Annotated in this window: 21 protein-coding genes; 14 read left to right on the plus strand and 7 right to left on the minus strand. The window is 45.2% G+C overall.

What is annotated here, in order from left to right; genetic code table 11:
* Positions 1 to 215: 215 nt before the first annotated feature.
* The 5 genes from ACFPIB_RS00640 to pnuC all read right to left on the minus strand — a co-directional run bounded on the left by ACFPIB_RS00640 (position 216) and on the right by pnuC (position 5,191).
* On the minus strand, positions 216 to 1,253 hold the full coding sequence (locus ACFPIB_RS00640) for a sensor histidine kinase (protein WP_378015478.1): 1,038 nt from the start codon (positions 1,251 to 1,253) through the stop codon (positions 216 to 218).
* 265 nt (positions 1,254 to 1,518) lie between these two features.
* A complete protein-coding gene (locus tag ACFPIB_RS00645) occupies positions 1,519 to 2,214 on the minus strand; it encodes a response regulator transcription factor (protein WP_378015479.1) in 696 nt (231 codons plus the stop codon).
* A gap of 136 nt (positions 2,215 to 2,350) precedes the next feature.
* Entirely contained in the window at positions 2,351 to 3,226 is an 876-nt protein-coding gene (locus tag ACFPIB_RS00650; protein ID WP_378015480.1) for an aldose 1-epimerase family protein, read from the minus strand.
* A gap of 853 nt (positions 3,227 to 4,079) precedes the next feature.
* Positions 4,080 to 4,613, minus strand: a complete 534-nt coding sequence (locus ACFPIB_RS00655) for an AAA family ATPase (protein WP_378015481.1) — start codon at positions 4,611 to 4,613, stop codon at positions 4,080 to 4,082.
* The gene (gene pnuC / locus ACFPIB_RS00660; protein WP_378015482.1) at positions 4,610 to 5,191 is read right to left on the minus strand and encodes a nicotinamide riboside transporter PnuC; all 582 of its coding nucleotides are present in this window, start codon (positions 5,189 to 5,191) and stop codon (positions 4,610 to 4,612) included. Before pnuC ends, ACFPIB_RS00655 begins: the two co-directional genes overlap by 4 nt.
* A gap of 143 nt (positions 5,192 to 5,334) precedes the next feature.
* Between pnuC and ACFPIB_RS00665 the strand changes: the two genes are divergently transcribed.
* From ACFPIB_RS00665 to ACFPIB_RS00715, 11 genes are all read left to right on the plus strand, one after another.
* On the plus strand, positions 5,335 to 5,658 hold the full coding sequence (locus ACFPIB_RS00665) for a rhodanese-like domain-containing protein (protein WP_378015483.1): 324 nt from the start codon (positions 5,335 to 5,337) through the stop codon (positions 5,656 to 5,658).
* 296 nt (positions 5,659 to 5,954) lie between these two features.
* A complete protein-coding gene (guaB, locus tag ACFPIB_RS00670; RefSeq protein WP_378015484.1) occupies positions 5,955 to 7,421 on the plus strand; it encodes an IMP dehydrogenase in 1,467 nt (488 codons plus the stop codon).
* A 188-nt stretch (positions 7,422 to 7,609) separates the two neighbouring features.
* Entirely contained in the window at positions 7,610 to 9,673 is a 2,064-nt protein-coding gene (locus tag ACFPIB_RS00675; protein ID WP_378015485.1) for a PP2C family protein-serine/threonine phosphatase, read from the plus strand.
* A gap of 16 nt (positions 9,674 to 9,689) precedes the next feature.
* Complete coding sequence (locus tag ACFPIB_RS00680; protein WP_200504111.1) at positions 9,690 to 10,028, plus strand: STAS domain-containing protein; 339 nt, start codon at positions 9,690 to 9,692, stop codon at positions 10,026 to 10,028.
* Positions 10,021 to 10,431 (plus strand): ATP-binding protein, encoded by a 411-nt coding sequence (locus tag ACFPIB_RS00685; RefSeq protein ID WP_378015486.1) that lies wholly within the window; start codon positions 10,021 to 10,023, stop codon positions 10,429 to 10,431. Before ACFPIB_RS00680 ends, ACFPIB_RS00685 begins: the two co-directional genes overlap by 8 nt.
* Positions 10,432 to 11,382: 951 nt before the next feature.
* Positions 11,383 to 13,662, plus strand: coding sequence for a peptidylprolyl isomerase (locus ACFPIB_RS00690; protein ID WP_378015487.1), 2,280 nt, complete (start codon positions 11,383 to 11,385; stop codon positions 13,660 to 13,662).
* Between the two features lie 161 nt (positions 13,663 to 13,823).
* The gene (locus ACFPIB_RS00695; RefSeq protein ID WP_378015488.1) at positions 13,824 to 15,197 is read left to right on the plus strand and encodes a peptidylprolyl isomerase; all 1,374 of its coding nucleotides are present in this window, start codon (positions 13,824 to 13,826) and stop codon (positions 15,195 to 15,197) included.
* A 9-nt stretch (positions 15,198 to 15,206) separates the two neighbouring features.
* Positions 15,207 to 16,172, plus strand: coding sequence for an AAA family ATPase (locus ACFPIB_RS00700; RefSeq protein WP_378015489.1), 966 nt, complete (start codon positions 15,207 to 15,209; stop codon positions 16,170 to 16,172).
* A 194-nt stretch (positions 16,173 to 16,366) separates the two neighbouring features.
* Positions 16,367 to 17,812, plus strand: a complete 1,446-nt coding sequence (locus ACFPIB_RS00705) for an FAD/NAD(P)-binding protein (protein WP_378015490.1) — start codon at positions 16,367 to 16,369, stop codon at positions 17,810 to 17,812.
* Positions 17,766 to 18,329: a hypothetical protein gene (locus ACFPIB_RS00710; protein WP_378015491.1), complete on the plus strand. Its 564-nt coding sequence runs from the start codon at positions 17,766 to 17,768 to the stop codon at positions 18,327 to 18,329. Before ACFPIB_RS00705 ends, ACFPIB_RS00710 begins: the two co-directional genes overlap by 47 nt.
* A 195-nt stretch (positions 18,330 to 18,524) precedes the next feature.
* Positions 18,525 to 18,974, plus strand: a complete 450-nt coding sequence (locus tag ACFPIB_RS00715) for an RDD family protein (protein ID WP_378015492.1) — start codon at positions 18,525 to 18,527, stop codon at positions 18,972 to 18,974.
* Between the two features lie 116 nt (positions 18,975 to 19,090).
* Here ACFPIB_RS00715 and ACFPIB_RS00720 read toward each other — a convergent pair whose 3' ends face one another.
* Positions 19,091 to 20,218 (minus strand): cytochrome-c peroxidase, encoded by a 1,128-nt coding sequence (locus ACFPIB_RS00720; protein ID WP_378015493.1) that lies wholly within the window; start codon positions 20,216 to 20,218, stop codon positions 19,091 to 19,093.
* Positions 20,219 to 20,374: 156 nt separating this feature from the next.
* On the minus strand, positions 20,375 to 21,679 hold the full coding sequence (locus ACFPIB_RS00725; protein WP_378015494.1) for a hypothetical protein: 1,305 nt from the start codon (positions 21,677 to 21,679) through the stop codon (positions 20,375 to 20,377).
* Positions 21,680 to 21,864: 185 nt separating this feature from the next.
* Between ACFPIB_RS00725 and recA the strand changes: the two genes are divergently transcribed.
* The 3 genes from recA to ACFPIB_RS00740 all read left to right on the plus strand — a co-directional run bounded on the left by recA (position 21,865) and on the right by ACFPIB_RS00740 (position 24,454).
* Positions 21,865 to 22,899: a recombinase RecA gene (recA, locus tag ACFPIB_RS00730; RefSeq protein ID WP_378015495.1), complete on the plus strand. Its 1,035-nt coding sequence runs from the start codon at positions 21,865 to 21,867 to the stop codon at positions 22,897 to 22,899.
* 240 nt (positions 22,900 to 23,139) lie between these two features.
* Entirely contained in the window at positions 23,140 to 23,949 is an 810-nt protein-coding gene (locus tag ACFPIB_RS00735; protein WP_378015496.1) for a DUF3108 domain-containing protein, read from the plus strand.
* A 298-nt stretch (positions 23,950 to 24,247) separates the two neighbouring features.
* Complete coding sequence (locus ACFPIB_RS00740; protein WP_378015497.1) at positions 24,248 to 24,454, plus strand: hypothetical protein; 207 nt, start codon at positions 24,248 to 24,250, stop codon at positions 24,452 to 24,454.
* Positions 24,455 to 24,554: the final 100 nt, after the last annotated feature.

Raw genomic sequence — 24,554 nt, forward strand, 5'->3', positions numbered from 1 at the left:
CTAGTTGAAAAACTGCTGTCCGCCGACGAGATCCTTCAGAGCTACGCTCGCAATCTTCGCGCTCCCGCGCTCAATTGTGCTCAGGATGACAAAAAAACGGTATGCTTTTCAGCCAAAAAAGTCAAAGGAGTACAAAATTAGAAATTTCATTGCCATAAGCTTGATGCGATGGACCGCAATCTTTGTGATTATCAAACCACCAATCATCAACCAAATCACTTGCTAGCTTTCAGTAATTTGAATTTAAGCGTAGTGCCTTTACCAATTTCGCTGGAAACAGCCAGAATGGAGCGGTGCGCTTCTACAATATGCTTGCAAATGGCGAGCCCGAGGCCGGTGCTGCTGCCGGTTACTTCGCGGCTGCGGCTTTTATCTATGCGGTAGAAACGTTCGAAAATGCGGTTGTGGTGTTCTTTGGCAATGCCGGCGCCATCGTCGCGCACGGTTACGGTCATTTTCTTTTTCCCGTCTTTGAGCGTGAGCCAAATATTACCGTTTTCGCGACCGTATTTTATAGCGTTATCCAGCAGGTTAATAATTACCTGGCGGATGCGATTCGGATCGGCGTAAACGAACAAGCTGTTATCTATATCGTAATAAAAATGTAGCTTCATCTTGCGGAGCGCGGCTTTTTGTTCCAGTTGTTCCAATACATCGCCGGCCAGTTCTATAATATCGAAAGGCCTTTTTTCCATTTTGATCACGCCTTTTTCAAGCTGCGAGATCGTGATCAGATCCTGAACCAGCGTATCCAGGCCGTCTAAACTTTTGGCAGCTTTCAGCAGGAATTTGTCGCGCACGGTTTCGTCGTCTACGGCGCCATCTAATAAGGTGTGAATAAAACCCTGCGCCGCAAAAATGGGGGTTTTGAGTTCGTGCGAAACATCGGCCAGGAATTCGCGGCGCAAAGCCTGCAGGCGTTTCAGCTCGTCAATTTCCTTTTGCTTCTGCTCGGCCATGTGGTAAATTTCCTCTTTTATCCGTTTTAAAGGCTCCGGGCGAAACAGGAATTTATGGCTCATGCGCCGGAATTCTTTGCGTTTGATATTTTCCAGGCCGGCATAAATGTTGTTGATCTCCCGAAAAATGAGCGCTTCGTACGAAAAATAGACCAGAATAAAGCAGGCGCCAAACGAAAGGCCCAACGTAAAAATGCGGCTCCGGAATTCTAAATAAGGCGCCAGAAAAAGGAAACCCGCTACAATAGCCGCAACCAGGAAAGAAATAAGAATGGCAATACTACGCGAACTCATAATTTGCTTGGTGCAGCCCCGGAAATGGTAAAATGAATGGGCAGTTTTTCAGGCGGTAAAGATACCGGTTTTTAAATGGTTAATTGTTTAATGGCTGAATTGTTAAATTTTTCCGCGTGTCATTCTGAAAGTGGAACAACCCGAAGCATTTGGGAAAGCTTGTAAATGCAGTGCTATATAACCAAGGGTTTTCTTTCAGAATAGTAATCTTAGTGGTTGTGTAAATTCAACCAATTAACTATTCAGCAATTTAACCATTTAAACCTCAATCGTTATTAAACTTATAACCTACACCTTTAATGGTTTTGATATTTTCTTCGCCTATTTTTTCGCGCACTTTTCTAATGTGTACATCTACGGTGCGGGCAATTACGAAAACATCGTTGCCCCAAACGCTGTTCAGGAGTTCTTCGCGGCTGAAAACTTTGTTGGGCGTAGCAGCTAAAAAGGCGAGTAATTCGAATTCTTTTTTCGGCAGCGAAATTTTCTGATCGCCTTTGTAAACGGCAAAACTGGTACGGTCTATGCGTAAACCGCCAATTTCAATTTCGGGCGTTTGCTCGGGGTTTTGCTGGTTATCGCGGCGTACGTAGGCAGCCAGTCGGCTGATGAGTGCCCGGGGCTTTATGGGTTTGGTAATAAAATCGTCGGCGCCGGCATCAAAAGCAGCTACTTCCGAAAATTCTTCCGAACGCGCCGTCAGGAATAAAATGTAGGTGTCTTTGAAACGTTTCAGCTCGCGCAGGTACCGGCAGGCGGCAATCCCATCCATAACGGGCATCATTACGTCCATCAGGATAATATCGGGGCTGAAAGTGAGCGCAACGTCGATGGCTTTTTTGCCGTTTTCGGCGCTGGCCACTTCGTACCCTTCCTTGGTTAAATTGTACTGTAGCAGCTCGATAATATCCGGATCATCGTCCACCAGAAGAACTTTGTACTTAGTAGTTTGTTGGCTCATAAGTGTTAGATTTTCAGGGCTTAATAAGTTGATTCTTAGAACTAACCCTGTCTTTCAATTACAAAGTTCCGGTTCCGGGGCGGTTAAACCTACAGTTTTTGTAATATTAACAATTCCTTAATCTGCAGCTGCTTTTTCAGGAAACTGTTATCTGGTAACTGCACTCGAATTTATGGCCGGACGGCAATAGTATAATGCCTTCTTTTTCGGTAATTTCGGTTGGCTCACCGGTGTTGCTGGCTATGCCATGCCACGGTTCCAGGCAAAGCAGATTGGCTTCTGGTTTGGGTGGCGACCAGATTCCTAAATAAGGAAAACCACGGAATTTTATTTCAACCTGCCGGTCGTCGGCGTCAGATTTCAGGCGCATGGTCTGGGCTTTATTTTCCTTCAGCACAATTGCATCCTGCTTGAAAAGTTCGCGGGTCAGGGCCAGTTTTTTGTCATTTTTCAGTACCGTTTCCGTTTCGCCGATCAGCAGGCCATCGTTCAGTAAATGGCGATCCAAATTCTGGTCTTCGTCGAACTCGAGGTAATAATCTTCGAATTTGTTTTCCGGTTTCAGAGGGCAGTTAAAACCCGGGTGCGCGCCAATAGAAAAAGGCATTTCCTGCTCGTCGAGGTTCATAACGCGGTAATCTACCTGCAAGGTATTATCATCTAAAGCATACGAAACCAGCAACCGGAAATGGAAGGGGTAATGCGTCATGGTAATATCCGACCAGTGTAATTCCATGGTCAGGGTATTGTCGTTGGCTTCTACGGGCGTAAAGATCATGTCGCGCGCAAAACCGTGCTGCGGTAAATGGTATGATTTCCCGTTCAGAAAGTATTTATGCTCCGGCAAACGTCCCACGATCGGAAAAAGCACCGGCGCATGTCGCGGCCAGATCTTCGTATCACCCTGCCAGATGTATTCGGTATTGTCGGAAAGCCGCCGGAAACTGCAAACTTCAGCACCTTTGGCTTTTATTTTCACTTCAAACTCGGAATTTCGGAGCGTATGCGTCATAGTTTGGAAGGGTTTGGTTGTGGGTTTTAAGATACGGTTTTATCTTTAAAGTTATAATGTTTTTGAGGGGAATTTGTTTTTATAGGGAGTTTTAAGAGAGGAAAGCATAGCATTTTATCTGTCATCTCGACGATAGGAGAGATGTCTTCTGGTTGGTAGGAATGTTAGCTATTGAATTTTCAGGCTGTAAAGCATACCATTTCTTTCATCCTGAGCACAATTGAGCGCGGGAGCGCGAAGATTGCGAGCGTAGCTCTGAAGGACCTTGTCGGCGGGCAGCAGTTTTTCTACTAAAAGTGCTAGCGTTTTTGAAACACCTTTTCTGCTAAACAGCTGGCTTTTAACTTTTATCGGCAATTTTCTCCCTCAAGCCGGGTGGCTTCGTTTCTGCGTTCGCGTCTCACCCTTTCCTAGCCGCATGCGGCTTTTCTGACGAAACCGGAAAGTGCGGAGGCCGCGCACGCAGAAACTGGGATCAGTTTCCTGCGTAGTCTGCTTTTTTTTAGTTTGGTTTTCTAGCAAACGTGATTTTCAGGGAACGCTGCGCTTGCGATATAGTGAAATAGGAAAGTAAACTAAGAAGTAGAAAGTAAGAATAATGTAGAAATTAAAAATAAGGGTAGGAAGCAAAAGCTCCCCGCCTGGACAGGAGGGGTTAGGGGTGGTTGATCTGCTCTGCAGCTTGCTTTAAAGGATAGAGTTTAATCAGAAACAAATCCTGCCCATCAAATAAATCCTGAAAATCGTATTCTTACAAAAGGCCGCCCACAAGGATTGCTCTACAAACAATCAATCCTTAAATCCTCTAATCATATAAATCCAAATTCAGATAATGGTCCTGAAAATACTTTCATCATGCAAATCCTGATTCTGATGTAGGAGAAGTCGATTCAATCACTTTTAAAGCCGCCTGAAAACGCTCTTCATTTGTGCCGGAAATGACCTGGAATGGAAAATTCAAGCGTTCCAGTTCTGCTTTGTAAAGATCGAAAAAATACTGGCGCAGGTGCGGGTGTTCGCGTAGCGGATCGGGTTCCCAGGGCAGGTCAATATCCATTAATAAATATAGATCGAATTGCTGATTTTGTAATTCTTTTAAAATCCACTCCGGACAAGTGCCAAATGCATTTTCGCTCCAGATCTTGAGTACCAGTAATTCGGTGTCGGCAAAGAGAATTTGGGACGTTTGCGCTTCGGTTTTTTGCTGTAAAGCCAGTTGGCCGCGGGCAATGTTTTCGAGATCTGTCAGCGTGTAAGGCTGGTTTAAATTCGTAACGTAATCGCGGGCAAATTCCGGTACCCATAAAGCATTGAAATGACCGGCTAATTGCTGCGCCAAAGTAGATTTTCCGGTGCTTTCCGGGCCGGTAATGGCAATGCGTTTCATGCGGTTTGAGACTTAAGTTCGCGGCGCCAACGCAGAAATCCTTGTATAGCCATGCCCAGGAAAACGAAATACAAGCTGGCCGTTAAATACGCTTCTTTCTGAAAATATAACCACACGTAAACTACATCTACCACAAACCAAAGGATCCAGTTCTCGATCTTTTTTCGCGTGAGTAAAAACTGCCCCATTAAACTGTAAGCAGCCAAACCCGAATCTAAAACAGGGTAATGCGCATCGGTGAAATTCTGGAAGTAAGCACCCAGTGCAACGGTTCCAATGGCTCCGCCTAAAACAACCAGAATTCTGGCTTTGGAAGAAAGTTTGGAAACCGGAAGTTCAGTGTGATTTTTTCCGCCGCGCAGCCATTCGTACCAGCCATAAATGGCCGAACCCGCATAAAAGATCTGCAGACCCATGTCGGCGTAAAGCTTTATCTGGTAGAAAAAAACGGTGTACGCTAATACGCTGATCAGGCCAACGGGCCAGGTCCAGACGTTCTGCCGCACGGCCAGCCAAACGCCCAGCAACCCGGAGATCACCCCAATAATTTCAAAATAATTCAGTTCTAATTCCGGCATAAAACGGTAGGCTTTTGTGCCTAAAAAGTAAAGCAAAGAAACAGCATTTCTTTTAAAGCATTTTTACAAATCCGGAAAACCTTCGTGAAAATTTGCCGCTGTGTAAAAAGGAAACGTTTTACCTTTACCAAAAACTTTAGAAAATGCTCCGCGAAATAACGCCTGCCGACCTGCAAGAGAAACTCCAGAACGGCGAAAATATCCAGTTAATAGATGTGCGTCAGCCCGAAGAATTTGAAATCTGTAAAATTACCGGCAGTGTGTTAATTCCTTTAAGTGAAATTCCAAAACGCTATGCCGAAGTGGCTAAAAACTCCGAAGCAGTTATCATTTGCCACCACGGTTTCCGGAGCGCGCAAGCCATTCAGTATCTTAGCCAGCGCTTTGGTTACGAAAACCTGCTGAATCTTAAAGGCGGTATTCACCAATGGGCTTTGCAGGTAGATTCGGAAATGGCGGTTTATTAGTGGATAGTGATTAGTGATTAGTGGATAGTGATTAAAAGTTAATTCGAAGGGTTGATCCAATTTTCAGATTGAAAATGCTGCCATTTTCGGTTTTTTACTTTTTTTGCTACTTACCCTACCGTTTTTCGAAGTTTCTGATTAAAAATGCTTCTTACTAATCACTAATCACTATCCACTAATCACTAAAAGTCAGCCTGTGCTAAAATATTATATAAAAACTTTTGCAAAAAAAGCCGGCGGATAAAATAATCTCGTAACTTTGCATGGCAAATAGAAACCCTTAATTTTTATTTGCCATGGCAGATCAGTCCAAAGTTCTCTTCGAAGCCCTCACTTACGACGACGTTTTATTGTTGCCGGCCTACTCCGAGGTTCTCCCGAAAAATACCAACATCACCACGCAGCTTACCCGCAACATTCGCCTGAATGTTCCTCTGCTTTCTGCCGCCATGGACACCGTTTCCGAAGCCGAAATGGCCATCGCAATGGCCCAGGAAGGCGGTATCGGTATCATTCACAAAAACATGACCATTAAAGCCCAGGCCGAGCAGGTGCGCAAAGTAAAGCGTTCTGAAAGCGGTATGATCCTGGACCCGGTTACGCTGAATGACGATGCTCTTGTGAGCGACGCGCTGCGCCTGATGAAAGAAAATAAGATCGGCGGTATTCCGGTTATCAATTCCGACAAAAAACTTACCGGCATTATTACAAACCGCGACCTGCGTTTCGAGAAAAAACCAGGCCGGGCTATTTCCGAGATCATGACCAAAGAAAACCTGATCACGGCGCCGAAAGGCATCAGCATGGAAGAAGCCGAGGAAATTCTGCAGCAATATAAAATTGAAAAGCTGCCGGTTGTAGACGATAAAGGCACGCTGATCGGTTTAATTACTTACAAAGACATTCTGAAAAAGAAAAGCCACCCGAATAGCTGCAAAGATGAATTTGGCCGTCTGCGCGTTGGTGCGGCCGTAGGCGTAACCGGCGACATGTTCGAGCGCGTTACCGCTTTATCGGAAGCCGGCGTAGACGTAATTTCCATCGACACGGCTCACGGACACTCAAAAGGCGTTCTGGATGCGGTAAGAGAGATCAAAAATAAATTCCCGAAACTGGATGTAATTGCCGGTAACGTAGCTACCGCCGATGGCGCCAAAGCGCTGGCCGATGCCGGAGCCGATGCTGTGAAAGTAGGCGTTGGTCCGGGAAGTATCTGTACCACGCGTATTATTGCCGGTATTGGTGTTCCGCAACTTTCTGCCGTAATGGAAGCGGCCAGAGGTTTGAAAGGCACGGGCGTTCCGGTAATTGCTGACGGCGGTATTAAGTTTTCCGGCGATATTGTGAAAGCTTTGGCTGGCGGTGCAAATGCTGTAATGATCGGTTCGTTACTGGCTGGTACCGAAGAAGCTCCCGGCGAAATTATTATTTACGAAGGCCGGAAATTTAAAGGCTACCGTGGCATGGGTTCTATCGAGGCGATGGAAGTTGGCTCGAAAGACCGTTATTTCCAGGATGCCGAAGACGATATTAAAAAGCTGGTGCCGGAAGGCATTGTAGGCCGCGTGCCGTATAAAGGCATGGTTGCTGAAGTAATTTACCAGATGGTTGGTGGTTTACGCGCTGGCATGGGTTACTGCGGAACGGATTCGATCGAAAAACTGCAGGAAGCTAAAATGGTGAAAATTTCTGCTGCCGGTCTGCGCGAAAGCCACCCGCACGATGTACAGATAACCCGCGAAGCACCAAACTACAGCCGTTAATTCCTGACTCGCTTTAGTATAGATTTTTTTATATATTTATTTTCCTGTAAAGTGCTAATTCTCAATAATTTTATTGTAGGTTAGCACTTTATTTGTTTTCGGAGGTTAGATATTTTCTAACCTTTTTGCTATATATCAGTATTCAGGTTTAATATTCAGTTAAAAACAGACGCAGTTTTATTGCACGAATGCCCTATACTTCTCGGTTAAAACGAACTTATGCAGCCGTGGCTTTTGCCAGTTGGTTAATGTTGGTGGGCAATATTCTCTTGTGCATCAATATAAACGTAAGCCTGAACACCAATTCGGTTTACAGCCACGTAAATAACCTGCTCACGGTTGTTTTTATGTTTACGACTTTCCTGTCGCAGCAAAATGAATCGGACCATATTAAAGGTACTGATTTTATGGGCTACCTCTGGAAGCTTTTTGTGCAGGCAGGCTTAATGGCTTACGTTTGTGTGATCGTGCACGTGGGGTATCTGGTGGCAGCCAAACATTGGTTCCCGGATAGCAAATACCTGCTCAACGTGATCTACAGCATAAACTTCGCCTTGTTTATCTATTTTCTGGGCCGTGCTTTTTACACCTGGAAAAAGCTGATCCTGTTTCAGAAATCGAAATCGCTGCATGTGGAGTGGCGCTGGTTTGAATGGCTGATGTATGGCAGTTTGCTTCTTACGCTGTTCAATATCAGTTATATAACGTATATTTTTGTGCCGCTGCTTTGCTTGCTGGTGCTGTATATTTTCTTCGTAAGTATAAACCTGCGCTGGGTGGCTTACCTCACGCTTACTAAAAAATGGCGGTCTATTTTACTCCTGATCGTATTGCTGGTCAGTGTGGTTATTTTTGGCCGTTATTTCCAGGTGCTTGCCGGTAACCCAAACCTGATAGCAGATCATTTTGAGCATCCGTTTGTGTTGCTTATGTTGTTCTTTGTCTTTATCTATGCTTTCATTTCGTTGCTGGTAGCGGTTTTCAGTCTGCCAACTTCTTCGGTGTTTGAGCAGAAGCGCGACGATCTGATGAATATTCAGAAACTGAGCCAGTCTATTCAGCAAGGGCAGGACGAAAGCCAGGTTTTCGATATGCTTTTCGATAGCACCACCAAAGCTACCGGGGCCGATGCCGCCTGGCTCGAAATTTCTGAGAACGAGGAAGATGTATCGCACATGCTGAACCTGGATCTGGCCAAGATCTCGCGCATCCGGCAGATCCTGAAAAACCTGAATCTGGACCATGTAGATTACATAAACAACAACCTGGAGCTGAATAATTATTTCCGGGAACTGGGTTTACCATATAAATCTTTGCTGGTCGTAGCCCTGAAATCGAATAAACGCAGTTTCGGGGTACTTTACCTGCTCAAAGATATTGATCACGGGTTCGACCGCGAAAGCATCAATACCGTTCGTACGTATACCAACCAGACCATTCTGACGATCGAAAATCTGCGTTTGATAGAAGATTCTTTGCAGAACGAACGTTATAAAGAAGAGCTGAAAATTGCGAGTGCCGTGCAGGATAGCCTGATCCCGAAATCGTTTCCGAGCGATAGCTGGTTCGAGGTAAGCACGTATGCGCAGCCGGCCAAGGAAGTAGGTGGTGATTTTTACGATTTCCTGCAGTTAAGCGAAAGCCGCATTGCTATTATTATCGGCGACGTATCCGGAAAAGGGGTTTCGGCAGCTTTCCACATGGCCCAGATGAAAGGTATTTTTCATGCCCTGATGCAGGACGACCTGGACCCGGTGGTGTTTATGCTGAAAGCTAATTCGGCCTTAAGCCGCTGCCTGGAAAGAACCTCATTCATTACCTCTTCGTTGTATATAATAGATTACAAAATGCAGGGGTTAATGTTTGCGCGCGCCGGCCATTGCCATACGCTCTATTACAACTCCATGACGGAAGAAACGTTCTATTTTGTAACGGAGGGCCTGGGGCTGGGTATTATTCGCGATGCTTCGTATGCCAAACGGATACATAAACTGTATTACGATTATAACCCCGGCGACGTAATGGTGATCTATACCGACGGCGTAACGGAAGCGCGAAGCCCGGCGCAGGAAGAGTACGGTGAAGACCGTTTAAAAGAGATGCTGATGCAAACCTACCACCTGGAAGCGGAGGATATAAAATATGCGATCGTGAACGATCTAAAAACTTTTATTGGAGATGCCCACCTGCACGACGATCAAACGTTAATGGTGGTTAAATTCAGAAATGTTCAACCTAAAATTCAGATGTGACGTAAAGGAACTGCAAATGAAAATTACACACGAAATCAACGACAATACGATCACAATTAGCCTGGATGGCGAATTGGATGCCAGCTCATCGGTGTTGCTGGATGAAGAGTTATCGAACCCTTCGATCATGAAGTACAACAAAATTTTAGTAGACTGCGCCAAACTGAATTATATTTCATCGGCCGGTCTGGGAGTTTTCATTTCCCATCTGCAGCGTTTCGAAGATTCGCAGATCAAGCTTATTTTCTACAACATGCAGGAAAAAGTGAAGAACGTGTTTGAGATCCTGGGGCTCGATCTGCTCATGACGATCGTGTCTACGCAGGAAGAAGCCATGTCTGTTGCTAATGAATAACAGCATTCAGGTTAGCTGCAGTAAGAAAAATCTAAAAACCATCAGAGATTTCGTAACGCAGTATCTGAGCCAGTACGACCTGTCGGAAATTGTTCTGAACCAGATCGTGCTGGCCGTGGATGAAATAAGTGCAAACCTGATCATTCACGCCAACCAGGAGAATGCCGATAAGTTCATGGAACTGGCAATTGAGCGGAAAAACGGACAACTGCTGTTCGAAATTTCGGATAACGGAGTTTCTTTTCAGCGTTCGAATTACAAAGAGCCCGATATTGAGGAGTATATCCGGATCGGGAAGAAAGGCGGCGTCGGTATTGCGATTGTAAATCGGATTATGGACAAAGTGGAATTCACGACCCTAAACGGCAGGAATATTTGCCGGCTTTATAAAACTGTTTTCTAAAAACCCGCCCTTCGGTGGGTTTTTTGCTTTAAAAGCATAGCGTTTTTTCTTTTCTACTTTTCCATCATCTCAACGATAGGAGAGAGCACTTCAGGTTGGTAGTGAAGTTTGCTTTTTACTTTTTGTGCTTGAAAGCATAGGGTTTATCATAGTCTACTTTTATGCTTTTAATGAATAGCAGTTTGCTTTCATAGTTTATTTTCTCCCTCAAGCCGGGTGGCTTCGTTTCTGCGTTCGCGTCTCACCCTTTCCTAGCCGCAGGCGGCTTTTCTGACGAAACCGGAAAGTGCGGAGGCCGCGCACGCAGAAACTGGGATCAGTTGCCTCCGTCGTGAGCTTTCTTTTTAGTTTAGCTTCCTTCAGACCTTGGTTTACGCGCTACGCTGCGCTGGCGATAGGCGAACAATAACCACCCCCAACCCCCTCCTTAAAAATAAGGAAGGGAGCTTTTACTTTCTGCCTAGTTTGACTTTTTATGCTTAAAAGGATAGCGTTTTCTAGCTTACAATTAACTACTGCCATTAAAATAAAGCACTTAAACAGCTCCCCGCCTAGACAGGAGGGGTTGGGTGGTTGATCTTCGGGCTGAAGTGTTTCAAGTTAGTCTGCTATTTGCTACAGCTGAAAATCCTTTAATCCCTTAATCTGACAAATCCCAATTCAGACAAATAATCCTGCCCATCTTTAAAATCCTGAAAATTGTGTTCAAAGACAAATAACGGAAAATCAGATAACGTGAAAGGGCACCCGCAAGGGTGCCCCTACATTTTAAATCCGTTTCCTCAATTCTGAAAATCCTTTAATCCTGAAAATCCTGATCCAAAAAACGACCTTGTAGCAGAAGTGCGCAACGGGCATACAAGTTCTCTCAAAAAAAATCGTTAAAATTGCGACTCTCAAAGGAATACCTTCTATATTCGTAAATCTATTGCCTGTAGTTTAAAATAGCGTATGCGTAATTATCTATTAGCTGTTGGGGCAACCGCCCTCATCTTGACAAGCTGTAAATCTTCGAAGGAAGTTGCCAAGCAGGAGCCTGTTCTGGAAACCATTGGTTCTAAACCGGTTTATACTTCTGAGTTTCAGTATGTTTACAATAAAAACAATGCAAATGCCGAGAATGCTTATTCGAAAGGCAGCATTGAAGAGTATCTGAACCTCTACACCAATTTCAAGCTGAAAGTGATGGAAGCCGAAGCCCGCGGCCTCGACACTACCGATTCTTTCCGTCGGGAACTGGATGGCTATAAACAACAACTGGCCCAGCCGTATTTAACGGAGAAAAGCGTAACCGATAAACTGGTGCGCGAAGCTTACGATCGGATGCAGAAAGAAGTGAATGCTTCACACATTCTTATTAACGTAGCGGCCGATGCCGATCCGAAAGACACTTTAGCTGCTTACAACCGCATTTCCGAGATCCGGAAGCAGATTGTGGGCGGACAGAATTTCGAAACCGTAGCCAGAGAAGTTTCCCAGGATCCTTCGGCCCGTGAGAACGGTGGTAAATTAGGCTATTTTACAGCGCTGCAAATGGTTTATCCGTTTGAAGATGCCGCTTATAAAACCCCGGTAGGCCAGGTTTCGCAGCCGGTGCGCACGCGTTTTGGTTACCATATTATTAAAGTGAACGACGTACGTCAGGCACAAGGCGAAATTAAAGTGGCTCACATTATGGTGCGCGCTACGCCGGGCATGCCCAAAGCCGACAGCGCCGAAGCAAAACGCAAAGTAGACGAAATTTATAACCGCGTAAAGAAAAACGAGAACTGGGATAAACTTACGTCGCAATTTTCTGAAGATGCCGGTTCGGCCAACAACGGTGGTGAATTGCCTTGGTTTGGTACCGGCCGCATGATCCCTTCTTTTGAAGAGGCTGCGTTCAATCTGAAAAACGTGGGTGATATTTCGCAGCCGGTATTAACGCCGTACGGCTGGCACATTATTAAGCTGTTGGAAAAACGCGGATTGCCAACTTACGAAGAAACGGAAGCCAGTCTGCGTGCAAAAGTTGCCAAAGATTCCCGTTCAGAACTGAACAAAGCAGCTTTCCTGAAACGTATTCGTACAGAAAACAAATTCACAGAAATTAAAGCCGCCAAAGAACTTGCGTTAAGCAAAGCCGATTCTTCGGTAGTGAAAGGTACATTTAAATACACCCCAGCCGGCAGCAAAGACAAAACCCTCGAAACGCCTTTATTCCTGATTCAGGATAAGAAATACACGATCAAAGATTTCTTCGATTATGTACAGTCTAACCAGCAGATCCGCAAAAATCACAATCCGCGCCATTACATGGAAAGCCTCTACAACCAGTTTGTGGATGCCAGCCTGGTAAACTACGAAAAAGCGAACCTCGAGAACAAATACGTTGATTACAAAATGCTGGTAAAAGAGTACCGCGATGGTATTTTGTTGTTTCAGTTAATGGACGAAAAAGTATGGAGCAAAGCCATTGAAGATACTACCGGCCTGAAAGCATATTTTGAGCAAAACAAGGAAAAATATAAGTGGGATACCCGCGCGCAGGCAACCATCATTTCGGCAGCCAGCAAAGACCTGCTGAATCGTGCCGATAAAATGCTGGCCGGCGGCCGTTTCGAAAACAAGAAGCAGGAACCAAAATCACTTACCTTCGATGCCGGTAAAGATGCCTTTACCAAACAAACTCAGGCCAAACTAGATGACCTGATCCTGCAGATGCGCTCTGACTCAACGTTGACGGTAGAATTACGCGGCAGCGCCGATAGCAAAGAAGCAGCTAAAAACAAAAAACTGTCGCAGACCCGGGCGCAGAAAGTTGCTACTTACTTAACTTCCAAAGACATTGCCGCAAACCGCGTAAAAACGGTAGCTAATCCGAAAGGAAAAACCCGCACCGTTGGTCTTACTTTTTATTCTACCGATCCGGCCGTATTGGAAAGCAACCTGAACGAAGGCAACCCGCTGGCAGTACAGATCTCTCAGAAAAAATTCCAGAAAGGCGAAAACAAAGCGCTGGATGGCGTGAACTGGCAACCAGGTACCTACAACGTAGAGCGCGACGGCCGTTTTATGCTGATAAAAATTGAGCAGATCCTGCCACCGGCTTACAAAAACCTGAACGAAGCCCGCGGCATTGCCACTTCCGATTACCAGGGTTACCTGGAGAAACAGTGGATCGAGGAGCTGCGCCAGAAATATCCGGTAAAAGTAAACCAGCCTGAAGTAGACAAGCTCGTTAAAAAATAATATCGGAAATGCTTTAAAAAGCGCTGCTTTCCCGGCAGCGCTTTTTCTTTTTTTAGCCGGTTCCAAAATTTCCGGAAACAAAATCAAATTAACACGCTATTTTTGCGTTAAGGCTTCAGGTGGATTTTGCTTAAAGCCGCTTATTTTACTCTATTTTATAAATGATCGCTTTTAAAAACGGTATCCTTTCAGATAAAAAAACTGTGCTGTTGTGGCTCGCCTGCTTGGTAATGTTGCCGGCTTTTGCCCAGCAGAAAAAAAATACGGTGCTCGATGGCATTATCGTAAAGCTCGATAACCAGATCATTCTGCGGTCGGAACTGGAAATTAATTATGCCCAAACACTGGCTTCCGGCCAGGCAACCAACATTCCCGACCTGAAATGTGAAATTCTGCGCAGCCTGGTAATGAACAAACTGATGCTGGCCCGCGCCGAAGCTGACTCCGTGGTGGTGCCCGATGAACAAGTGAAAGGTGAACTGGACCGCCGCATGGCTTATTTCGTGGCGCAGATCGGTAGCGAGCAGAAACTGGAAGAATATTACGGCAAAACCATTAAACAGCTGAAAGACGAACTGGCCAAACAGGTGCGCGACCAGCTGGTAATGCAGAAAATGCAGGATAATATTACCGGTCGCATTTCAGTAACGCCCAATGAAGTAGCCAAATACTACAGCAAAATTCCAAAAGATAGCTTACCATATTTTTCTACGGAAGTGGAAGTAGGGCAAATTGTAAAAATTGGAAAGCCAAGCCGCAAAAACCGCGACGAAGCCCGCGCCCGCCTCGAAGCCCTGAAAAAACGTATAGAAGCCGGCGAAGATTTTGCCACGCTGGCCCGCCAGTATTCCGAAGATCCTGGTTCGGCGGCAGAAGGTGGAACGCTGGGATTTTTCAAGAAAAAAGAACTGGTGCCGGAATACGAAGCCGCTGCTTTGAAACTGGAGCCAGGCAAACTTTCGCACATTGTAGAATCGCAGTTCGGTTTTCACTTGATTCAGTTAATTGAGCGCCGCGGCGAAGAATTCAATACCCGCCACATTTTAATTAAACCGGCTGCCAGCGAAATTGACCTGGCTGAAACCGCACGGGAACTTGCCAAACTTCGGGCCGGTATTGTGAAAGACAGTATTTCGTTTGCTAAAGCCGCCAAAGATAATTCCGACGACCGCGAAACGAAAAATAACGGCGGATTATTTGCCAACCCGAAAGACGGTAGCTCGTACATTCCGCTGGATAAAATTAACCCGGCCGTGTTCTTCATTATCGATACCATGACCGTGGGGCAGATCAGCCAGCCAATGCCATACCGCACCGACGATGGCAAAGAAGCGCAACGCATTATTTATTTAAAATCGAAAACCCCGCCGCATCAGGCCAACCTGAAAGACGATTACCAGAAAATTTCGGCGGCTGCTTTGGCTGAAAAACGTAATAAAGCGCTGGATGACTGGTTCGAGAAAAACCGTGGATCGGTGTTTATGGAAGTAAACCCTGATTTTGTGAACTGCAACCTGTTGCAAATGCCGAATTAAACCAAAACTATGAAGCAATTTTCATCGGATAAAGAAGCTGCCGACGCCTTATTTCAGTCTGTAAAAACCCTGAACCAGGAAATTTCCAAGGTAATTGTTGGTCAGGATGAAGTAGTACGCCTGGTTTTAACTGCTATTTTTTCGCAGGGCCATTGTTTGCTGGTGGGCGTGCCCGGCCTGGCCAAAACGCTGCTTATTCATACCATTGCCTCTTCGTTAGATCTGAGTTTCAACCGCATTCAGTTCACACCCGATCTCATGCCTTCGGATATTGTGGGTTCGGAAACCATGGATCAGAGCCGGAATTTCCAGTTTGTGAAAGGTCCCGTTTTCTCCAACATTATTCTGGCCGATGAAATTAACCGTACGCCGCCAAAAACCCAGGCTGCGCTGCTGGAAAGTATGCAGGAATATTCGGTAACCGTGGCCGGCCATAAATACGAATTGCCAAAACCGTTCTTCGTTTTAGCTACCCAAAACCCGATCGAGCAGGAGGGAACCTATCCGTTGCCGGAAGCGCAGCTGGACCGTTTTATGTTCAACATTACGCTGGGTTATCCGTCTTTCGAAGCCGAAAAGCAGATCGTAAAAAACACTACAGGCGGGCAAAAAGCTACGGTAAACAAAGTGCTGCATTCCGACGAAATTATGGCTTTTCAGGCTTTGGTGCGCCGCGTACCGGTGGTAGATAACGTGGTAGATTACGCCGTAAAACTGGTGCACAAAACCCGCCCGAATACCGATATGGCTGCTAGTGTTGCTAACCAGTATCTGGAATGGGGCGCCGGCCCAAGAGCTTCGCAGCACTTAATTGTGGGCGCCAAATGCAATGCCTTGCTGAACGGAAAATACAGCCCCGATATTGAAGATGTGCAGGCGGTTGCTTTGCCAATTCTGCGCCACCGCATTGTGCGCAACTTTAAAGCCGAAGCCGAGGGGATTTCCACCGAAAAAATTATTCAGGATCTTTTATAAGTCTGAAACGCTATGCTTTTGGCGCTGAAAAGTCTGTTGCTGTAAAAAGTAACAGACTTTTTTGTTCCCGGAAATTCAGAAAACGCTATACTTTTGGCAATAAAAAGTCAGAACCTGCCGAAATAAACGCAACTTTCCGCCGCAAATTTTGTACATTAAGCCTGAAAAATCGACCGGAAACTAAACGTAAACCAATGGCCTCGGAAAAATGCATCACCATCATCGGCGGAGGTTTCAGTGGTACGCTTACGGCGGTGCAATTGCTGCGGCAAAGTCCGTTCCCGGTTTGCGTGAAACTCATAAACGCCGGTTACCCGCTTTCCAAAGGGGTAGCTTATTCCGCCGAAAGTAACCTGCATTTGCTCAACGTGCGTTCCGGCCGCATGAGTGCTTTTCCGCACATTCCGCGGCACTTCGTAAACTGGCTCGAAGTTCAGCCCGATGTACAGCAATTTTGCCAGCCCGGCGAAACGCTTGCCGAAGCTTTTATGCCTCGCAGGGTTTATGGGCAATATATAGACTATATTCTGAAACGGACACTGGAAAATCTGCCGGCCGGTTCCAAACTCGAATTGATCGAAGACGAAGCCATTTCTATTGCAGAACTTTCCGATAAGTATTATTGGGTTGAGCTGCAAAGCGGCAAGGGCTTCAGAACTGAAAAAATTGTGCTGGCTTTAGGTAATTTTGCACCTGAATCTCTCAACCTTCCGAAGGAAATATTAGCCAGTAACTTCTATTTTGGCAACCCCTGGAAACCGGAAATCTTGGAAAACCTTCGTTCGGAAGAACCCATTTTACTGGTTGGCACCGGCCTGACCATGATAGATGTGGTGTTGAGTTTGCTCGAACAAAAATTCACCGGAAAGATCATTGCCATTTCGCCGAAAGGTTATCTGCCGATGGTGCACCGCCACACCGCTCCGTATCCTGATTTTCGGAAAGAGCTGCAAGGGCCATTCTCACTTACTACCGTTTATGCGGCGCTTAAAAAACATATCCGGAAAGCGGTGGCGCAAGGCAGCAGTTGCGAAGCCCTGATCGATTCGTTGAGGCCGCAAACCCAGGAAATTTGGCTGGGCTTAAGCAAGGACGATAAACAGAAATTTCTGCGGCATCTGAGTTCGCTTTGGGGTATTTTCCGTCACCGGATCTCGCCGCAGGTTTCAGATCGCATTCAGGCTGCCCGCGATAGTGGCCAGCTGGAAGTAAAAGCTGCGCGCCTGAAAAACGCTATCGAAACTGACGGAAAACTGCAAGCTGTTCTTAAACTAAGAGGCAAAGAAGAACCTGAAACCATACCGGTGCAGCGCATTATTAATTGTACCGGCCCGCAGGGGAATTATACGCGAATTACCATGCCGCTTATACAAAACCTGCTGTCGCAAAACCTGGTACTGGCCGATGACCTGCAACTTGGTTTGAAAGCAATGCCCGACGGACGCTTGATACAGGCGAACGGGAAACCTTCCTGCAAGTTTTTTACCATCGGCCCAACCATGCGCGGCGCGCTCTGGGAATCTACGGCCGTGCCAGAGATCAGTGAGCAGGCGGCGCACCTCGCTCAGACCATTTTGCACACATTTCTGCCCGATGCGGAAACAAAAACGGAAAATACCGCGCAACAAACCAAAAAGTAAAGCGCAATTCCGTATTTTTGTGCCCGAAACCCTACCGTTTTTTGTAGAAACTGAATTTATAGATATGGAAGCTGCTGCGCTTTACCAACGTTTTAAAGATAACCTCGAAACCATTATCATGCTGCTGGACAAAGGCACCGACATCCGGACCACGCCTTATACCACTACCATGCCGCTGGAAGTTAAATTATTTACCGAAATTCTGAACCAGGTTGGTCTGGATCTGAACGTAAAAGCGGAAGGTTTGAGCGCTGTAAACGAACTTTATAAAGCCTACAATCACCAGGAAAATGCCGTGCTGAAAGCCATGGAACGCATTCTGAACGATAAGCGTGCGGCCATGAAAACACCGGAAGGCAAAATTCTGGTGAAAGAAATGCTGATCCGCCGCCTCGAATTTTTTAACGAAACGGCCCGCTCCATGATGGTAATGAACAACCAGACCACGCTCAAAAGCCCGATCCAGCACATTCACCCGCACCATCGCGAAATGCTGATTCACCCGCCTTTGAAGTAATGGTTAATGAATAATGATTAATGAATAGTGATTAGCGGAATTTGCTCATCGCTTCGAAAATATGGAAAGCTGCATTTCGGAAGAGGGCAGCTTTTTTGTTTTAAAAATGCTATGGTTTTAGGGGTAAAAAGTGCGTTTTCAGCCTGAAAAGCATAGCGTTTCTGAACCAGAATTTATTTCGCGTATCTTTGCAACATGAATTCAGATTTCACCGATAACGAAACCGCTCCAACTCCTTTCGATGAAACCATGCCAACGGCGGCGCCCGGTTTTATCCGTTTTATTAATTACATGCTCGATTGCATTTTGCTGGCGGTAATAGCTTCTATAATCATCAATTCAGTTGCGCCCGAAATGATGCCGAAAAGTTTCGAAGATGTTTCCTCCGGCATGTTCATTAGTTTGCTGTATCCGTTGCAGTTCGTGTATTATTTTGGAGCGGAATTTTTCTTCGGCAGAACCCTGGCTAAAGTGCTTACCAAAACGTACGTAACCACCGAATTTAACGAGAAACCCGGCTTCACCGCTATTTTTATCCGCACACTGTGCCGTTACATTCCTTTCGAATACCTTTCTTTTCTGGGCAATGGCATTGGCTGGCACGACCGCCTGAGCAAAACCTACGTGGTACGTAACCCGAAGTGATCTATTAATACTGAAGGAGAATATTTTAAACCTCGCGCGTTCCTGAAACCGTGAGGTTTTTTTATTGAAAAGAAATTCAATAAACGCTATGCTTTCAGGCCAAAAAAGTCGAAAACTTATTCAGGCTGGTAGCCATCGGTTAGGGTATGCATGAAAGCTACAATAGCTTTTACTTCCTGGTCGGTTAATTTCAGGTCGCCCAATTCTTCGTTGTTCACGTTCTGCGTAATTTCCGGTTTGCCGAATTTTCCACTGTTGCGTTGGTTGTAAAATTGCACGCTTTCTTCCAGGGTTTTAATTATGCCGTTGTGAAAGTAAGGCGCCGTTAACGCTACGTTGCGCAACGTTGGTACCTTAAATTTTCCGTTTTCTTCTTCGTTTTTAACAATTGCCCCTAATCCAAGATCGGGCTGTTGCGGGCCATTCACATGCCTTTTAATGTCCGGATTTGCCGGCAGGCCAATATTGTCGTAAGTAAAATCGGTAAACAAAATTTTTCCGGTGCGCGCATCGGGTTCCGAAGGATGGCAAGCCGCGCAATTTCCCTTTTTAGGGTCGTTGAAAAGCTTCATGCCCAGTAATTCCTCTTCGGTAAAGGTGGCTTTGTTTTGCCGGAAATAATCGAATTTGGAAGTAAAAGGCTGAAATGCTGAAGTGGTTTCGAAAGCAGCAATGGCTTTGCCTAAGCTATGAAGGGTTTTCTCCTGATCAGTTAAAGTCTGTGCGCCATAAACCTGTTCAAAAAGCGACCGGTAATCCGCTTCCTGAATGCGTTGGGTTACCAATTCGGCATTTGCATTCATTTCAACATGGTTCAGCAACGGACCGGCGGCCTGTTCGGCTAACGTATTGGCGCGGCCATCCCAGAAAAATCCACCTACGTAATGTGCTTCGGCAGAATCGAAATAAAGTGGAGGCGTAAAAGCTGAGTAGGCTACTGTTAAAGCATTTCGATTACCAAATAATTCAGGTACAGCGCCAGCCGAAACTGCGCGGTTCTGCGGGTCGGCAAAGCCTTTGGTGGGAGCGTGGCAGCTCGCGCAACTCTGTCCGGTTGGGTTAGAGAGGTTGGCATCGAAGAATAGTTTCCGGCCCAATTCCTGTTCCGGCGTTAAAGCATTTTTTGCGGCAATTTTTTTCGGGATTTTATAGCCATTGGAAGAAACAGGCAGCGCGCGGGTGAAATACAGCCAGCCGCAGCAGCAGAACAGCATTATCCCGGAAAGTAAAACTGAAAATTTCATTCTTTACCGCATTAAGCCAGAGGTTGTGGCGCATGGAATTGGATTCTATTGCCACAAATAAGGATTAATACGACGGTTTATAAGAATGAGGTTTGTTCAAATGTTTAAAAAGAAGTAAAAGGCTATAATTCAGGTGGTGAAAAGCCTGTTAATGAATTAATTGGTGGAATTCCTTTTCAGCTTCGTCAGGTAAAAATCGGTATTGAAATTCAGGTATAAACCCGCCGAAAATTCGGTGCTGTTGGTTGTAAAATCGTAAAACGGTTCGAGCCGGCCGGTGAAAGTCAGTCCATCGCCAGCGTTCCAGTCTTTCATCACGCGCAGCATCAACAAGTCGCGTTTCTTTTCTACGTAAGTTGGGTTATGTACCGTAGTTGAAGCCGACTGGTACAACTTGCCGCCAAACTCCGAAATATAGCCGTTGCCGTGCCAATAGCTAAGCATAAAATTCGCCCAGCGTGTATCTGCTCCAGCATTCAGATAAATTCCGGAACCGCTTTGAAAAGGTAATTGGTGCGTGAAAGAATGGTCATTGTAGGCTACGAAGTAGTTTTTGGTGTAAAGGCTTTTTAGAAATGGCTTTCTCTGATTATATTTTTCGGAAAAAATCCCAGAAGTTTCATCCGACAGACTTTTAGAAGCCTCTATTCCAATAGCCCCATTAAAAATAGTGGTTAAAGGCCGGTCGTTGATATCAATTTGTCCGCCTTTATGCTTTGCAGTAAACTGAATTGGAATACTTATTTTCTTGATCTGATTTCTTTGGCTGATAATTACGCCGTCGGCAACTACATCAGTTAAAATGTTCTGCTTTTCCAATAAATTAATATTGCTAATAAATCCGCCGGCAATTTCTTCCTGCTTCGTATCGAATTCATATTGCATCACCTGCCAATCAACCCAGGTCTGCAGATCAAGTTTTCTACCTTTATAAATATATTGAATCCCATTCTGAACAGGCTTGGTCAGTTGCCGTTCAAAATCCCAGAGCGGTTCGATGTAGCCGAAATTCAGATTTCCGTAAAGCGTGCCGAACAAAACGGTATGGTTTCCGGTTGAAAAAGTCGCGGTAAAAGTTGGCTGAATGAGTTTGTATTTATTATTGCCAAAATCTTTGAGCAGCAAAGCGCCGGCTTCAATTCGTATTTTTTCTGAAGCATAATATTGCAGCGACGGATTTAACTGGTAACCAAAAAGCGTGTAGCCGTCGGCAATTTTGTTGAAATATTCATTATCTTTAAAAAAGCCAAGCGTCTTAATATTAAGTTCTAAGTACCCTTTAGGGTAAGCATATATGCTATAAAAGTCGCCGCAAACAATCATGCCAGGAATTTGTGTAGGGCCTACTGAAACTTCAACTTTATCGTCCTTCGTATAGAACGCCTGGTTTGGTAATTGCGCAAACGAAACCTGTGCTAAAAATATTAGTAAAACGCCGAAAAAAAGTCTGAAAAAAGGCATAAAAAACGCTATGGTTTTGGCACTAAAAAGTACCTTGGTCTGTTACTAATCGGCAAGCAGAAGCAGATAAGGCAGTAAAAAAAGACTTTACTAAAAATACTTGCAAAGCATTGCTAAAAATAGTAATTTAGGCCTGAAATTACGGAATATAAAACATATAATAAGCGATAAATAAAAAAGACAAAATGAGTGCAGCCAACGAAAAATTAAAAGCCCTCCAGCTAACCATCGACAAGCTCGACAAAGCTTACGGTAAAGGTACCGTAATGAAACTGAGCGATACCAAAGTAGAGGATGTTCCTGCTATTTCCACCGGTTCGCTGGGTTTGGATATTGCGCTGGGCATCGGTGGTTTGCCAAGAGGCCGTGTGGTAGAAATTTACGGTCCGGAATCTTCCGGTAAAACCACGCTTACCATGCATTGCATTGCCGAAGCACAGAAAGCTGGTGGTTTAGCCGCTTTCATCGATGCTGAGCACGCTTTCGATGCTACGTATGCCCGCAAACTGGGCATCGATACCGAAAACTTATTAATTGCCCAGCCAGATAATGGTGAGCAAGCCTTAGAAATTGCCGATAACCTGATCCGTTCGGGCGCGATCGATATTATTGTAATTGACTCGGTTGCTGCCCTCGTTCCAAAAGCGGAATTGGAAGGCGATATGGGCGACAGCAAAATGGGTTTACAGGCGCGTTTAATGTCTCAGGCGTTGCGTAAACTTACCGGTACCATCAACAAAACCAATTGCTGCTGCATTTTCATCAACCAGCTGCGCGAGAAAATTGGCGTAATGTTCGGTAATCCGGAAACTACAACCGGTGGTAACGCTTTGAAATTCTACGCTTCCGTACGTCTGGATATCCGTCGTATTGGCCAGATCAAAGAGAACGCCGATAATATTACCGGTAACCGCACCAAGGTGAAAGTAGTGAAAAACAAAGTGGCGCCTCCGTTCAAAGTGGTAGAATTCGATATTATGTACGGCGAAGGTATTTCCAAAGTAGGCGAAATTCTTGACCTGGGCGTGGAACTGAACATCATTCAGAAATCTGGTTCATGGTTCTCTTACAACGGCGATAAATTAGGCCAGGGCCGCGATTCGGTTAAGAATTTGCTGTTAGATAACGAGGGCTTAATGGAGGAAATTGAAGGCAAGATCCGCGCCATGGTTAAAGGCGAGCCTGAGAAGGTTGCGGCTGCTCTGGAAGACGTGGAGTAATTTCGATTGCTCGATTATTGGAAGTTCGATTATTCGACAAAAATGATCTTTCATTTTGCTGAAATCGAATAGTCGAAGATCGAAAAATCCAACAATCTAAATAAAAAGGTGCGGTGTTAGATCGCACCTTTTTTGTTTATTTATAGTTTACAAAATGAAGCAATACTTTTTCCGTTTTCACCCGTATTCAATTTGGTATGGGTTTTGAAACTGAAGCAAAAGATCAGCATTTATCACACTATGAAACGTTATTTCTTTCCCCTGTTCCTGGTTTTGTTAGTTGCATTCGGGTTCATTTTTTCCGGCTTCGAAAGCCGCGACACCATGCGCAACATCGACAACGACAGCTTTACTTCCGGTGAAAAACTGGACTACATTGTGCATTACGGTTTAATAAACGCCGCGCAGGCTACCATCGATATCGACAACGATATTCAGATGATCAATAACCGGCCGTGCTATAAGGTGAACGTGTTTGGTAAAACCACCGGTTCTTTCGATTTTTTCCTGAAAGTGCGCGATACCTGGCGTTCGTACATCGATACTACGTCTATCGTGCCGCAGCGCTTTCACCGCAACATCGAGGAAGGCAAATACAAGAAAAAGGAGAATATCATGTTCGACCATTATAAGAACCTGGCCACGGTAGAAGATAAAAAAGCAACCAATACCTATAAAGTGCCCGACAACGTGCAGGATATTGTGAGTGGCGTTTATTACCTGCGTACCTTAGATTACGACCGTCGCAAAATAAACGAACCGATCAAGATCCAGGGCTTTTTCGACGATGAAGTATTTGATTTTACGGTAACGTATAAAGGCAAAGAAGTGGTAGAAACCAAAGCCGGCGATATTAAAGCTATTAAACTGGTGCCGAAAATGCCGAAAAACAAACTGTTCGACGGCGAAGATGCGATCACGGTTTATTTATCCGATGATAAGAATAAGATTCCGGTGCTAATTCAGGCCGAAATGTTTGTAGGTTCGGTTAAGATCAACCTGCATAAATACAAAGGCCTGAAAAGCCCGCTGGCTGTAGCACGGAATTAATATTGCTATTATTTGAATTTTAAAAAGCGCAGTTCTCAGCTGCGCTTTTTTTTTGTTTCGACTTTTTGAGGTTGAAATCCTACCGTTTAAAAACGAACCTCCCAGGTTTTCGAACCTGGAAGGTTTGTTTTGTCAGCTAACTTTTCCGAACTAAAATCCTGCTGTTTTAGATATAAACCTCACAGGTTTTTGAAACCTGTGAGGTTTGCATTCCCGAAATTTTATGGTTAACCCGTAGTTATGGCAATATTTACCGGTGCCCGGGAGTTATGTTTTCTGATATTCTTAACAACCGACTATGAAAAAGTTTTGGCCGCTTTTTATTTTATTCCTGGTTTTAGCTGGCCGGCTGCCGGCCCAGCAAAAGCAAGGAGCCTGGTGGTATTTTGGCGGCCTCATGGGCTCATTCCCTGCGATTAAAAACGCAGGGGTTAATTTCATACCACCCCGCCCATCCCGGATTTTGCCGGACAAGGAGCTAGCTCAACTGGTTGCGCAACAATAAGTGATGCGAACGGGAATTTGCTGTTTTATGCGGATGGCTTAAAATTTTATAACCGCAACCACCAGGTAATGCCCAATGGAATTCTGCCTTTAGCCGCCTA

The sequence above is a fragment of the Adhaeribacter terreus genome, from assembly GCF_042657365.1.
In the GTDB taxonomy this organism is placed as follows: Bacteria; Bacteroidota; Bacteroidia; order Cytophagales; family Hymenobacteraceae; genus Adhaeribacter_A; species Adhaeribacter_A terreus.

Bases quoted from the DNA above. Each gene is read 5' to 3' on its own strand.
- ACFPIB_RS00640 (WP_378015478.1), bottom strand. From the start codon at position 1,253: ATGAGTTCGCGTAGTATTGCCATTCTTATTTCTTTCCTGGTTGCGGCT.
- ACFPIB_RS00645 (WP_378015479.1), bottom strand. From the start codon at position 2,214: ATGAGCCAACAAACTACTAAGTACAAAGTTCTTCTGGTGGACGATGAT.
- ACFPIB_RS00650 (WP_378015480.1), bottom strand. From the start codon at position 3,226: ATGACGCATACGCTCCGAAATTCCGAGTTTGAAGTGAAAATAAAAGCC.
- ACFPIB_RS00655 (WP_378015481.1), bottom strand. From the start codon at position 4,613: ATGAAACGCATTGCCATTACCGGCCCGGAAAGCACCGGAAAATCTACT.
- pnuC (WP_378015482.1), bottom strand. From the start codon at position 5,191: ATGCCGGAATTAGAACTGAATTATTTTGAAATTATTGGGGTGATCTCC.
- ACFPIB_RS00665 (WP_378015483.1), top strand. From the start codon at position 5,335: ATGCTCCGCGAAATAACGCCTGCCGACCTGCAAGAGAAACTCCAGAAC.
- guaB (WP_378015484.1), top strand. From the start codon at position 5,955: ATGGCAGATCAGTCCAAAGTTCTCTTCGAAGCCCTCACTTACGACGAC.
- ACFPIB_RS00675 (WP_378015485.1), top strand. From the start codon at position 7,610: ATGCCCTATACTTCTCGGTTAAAACGAACTTATGCAGCCGTGGCTTTT.
- ACFPIB_RS00680 (WP_200504111.1), top strand. From the start codon at position 9,690: ATGAAAATTACACACGAAATCAACGACAATACGATCACAATTAGCCTG.
- ACFPIB_RS00685 (WP_378015486.1), top strand. From the start codon at position 10,021: ATGAATAACAGCATTCAGGTTAGCTGCAGTAAGAAAAATCTAAAAACC.
- ACFPIB_RS00690 (WP_378015487.1), top strand. From the start codon at position 11,383: ATGCGTAATTATCTATTAGCTGTTGGGGCAACCGCCCTCATCTTGACA.
- ACFPIB_RS00695 (WP_378015488.1), top strand. From the start codon at position 13,824: ATGATCGCTTTTAAAAACGGTATCCTTTCAGATAAAAAAACTGTGCTG.
- ACFPIB_RS00700 (WP_378015489.1), top strand. From the start codon at position 15,207: ATGAAGCAATTTTCATCGGATAAAGAAGCTGCCGACGCCTTATTTCAG.
- ACFPIB_RS00705 (WP_378015490.1), top strand. From the start codon at position 16,367: ATGGCCTCGGAAAAATGCATCACCATCATCGGCGGAGGTTTCAGTGGT.
- ACFPIB_RS00710 (WP_378015491.1), top strand. From the start codon at position 17,766: ATGCGGAAACAAAAACGGAAAATACCGCGCAACAAACCAAAAAGTAAA.
- ACFPIB_RS00715 (WP_378015492.1), top strand. From the start codon at position 18,525: ATGAATTCAGATTTCACCGATAACGAAACCGCTCCAACTCCTTTCGAT.
- ACFPIB_RS00720 (WP_378015493.1), bottom strand. From the start codon at position 20,218: ATGAAATTTTCAGTTTTACTTTCCGGGATAATGCTGTTCTGCTGCTGC.
- ACFPIB_RS00725 (WP_378015494.1), bottom strand. From the start codon at position 21,679: ATGCCTTTTTTCAGACTTTTTTTCGGCGTTTTACTAATATTTTTAGCA.
- recA (WP_378015495.1), top strand. From the start codon at position 21,865: ATGAGTGCAGCCAACGAAAAATTAAAAGCCCTCCAGCTAACCATCGAC.
- ACFPIB_RS00735 (WP_378015496.1), top strand. From the start codon at position 23,140: ATGAAACGTTATTTCTTTCCCCTGTTCCTGGTTTTGTTAGTTGCATTC.
- ACFPIB_RS00740 (WP_378015497.1), top strand. From the start codon at position 24,248: ATGAAAAAGTTTTGGCCGCTTTTTATTTTATTCCTGGTTTTAGCTGGC.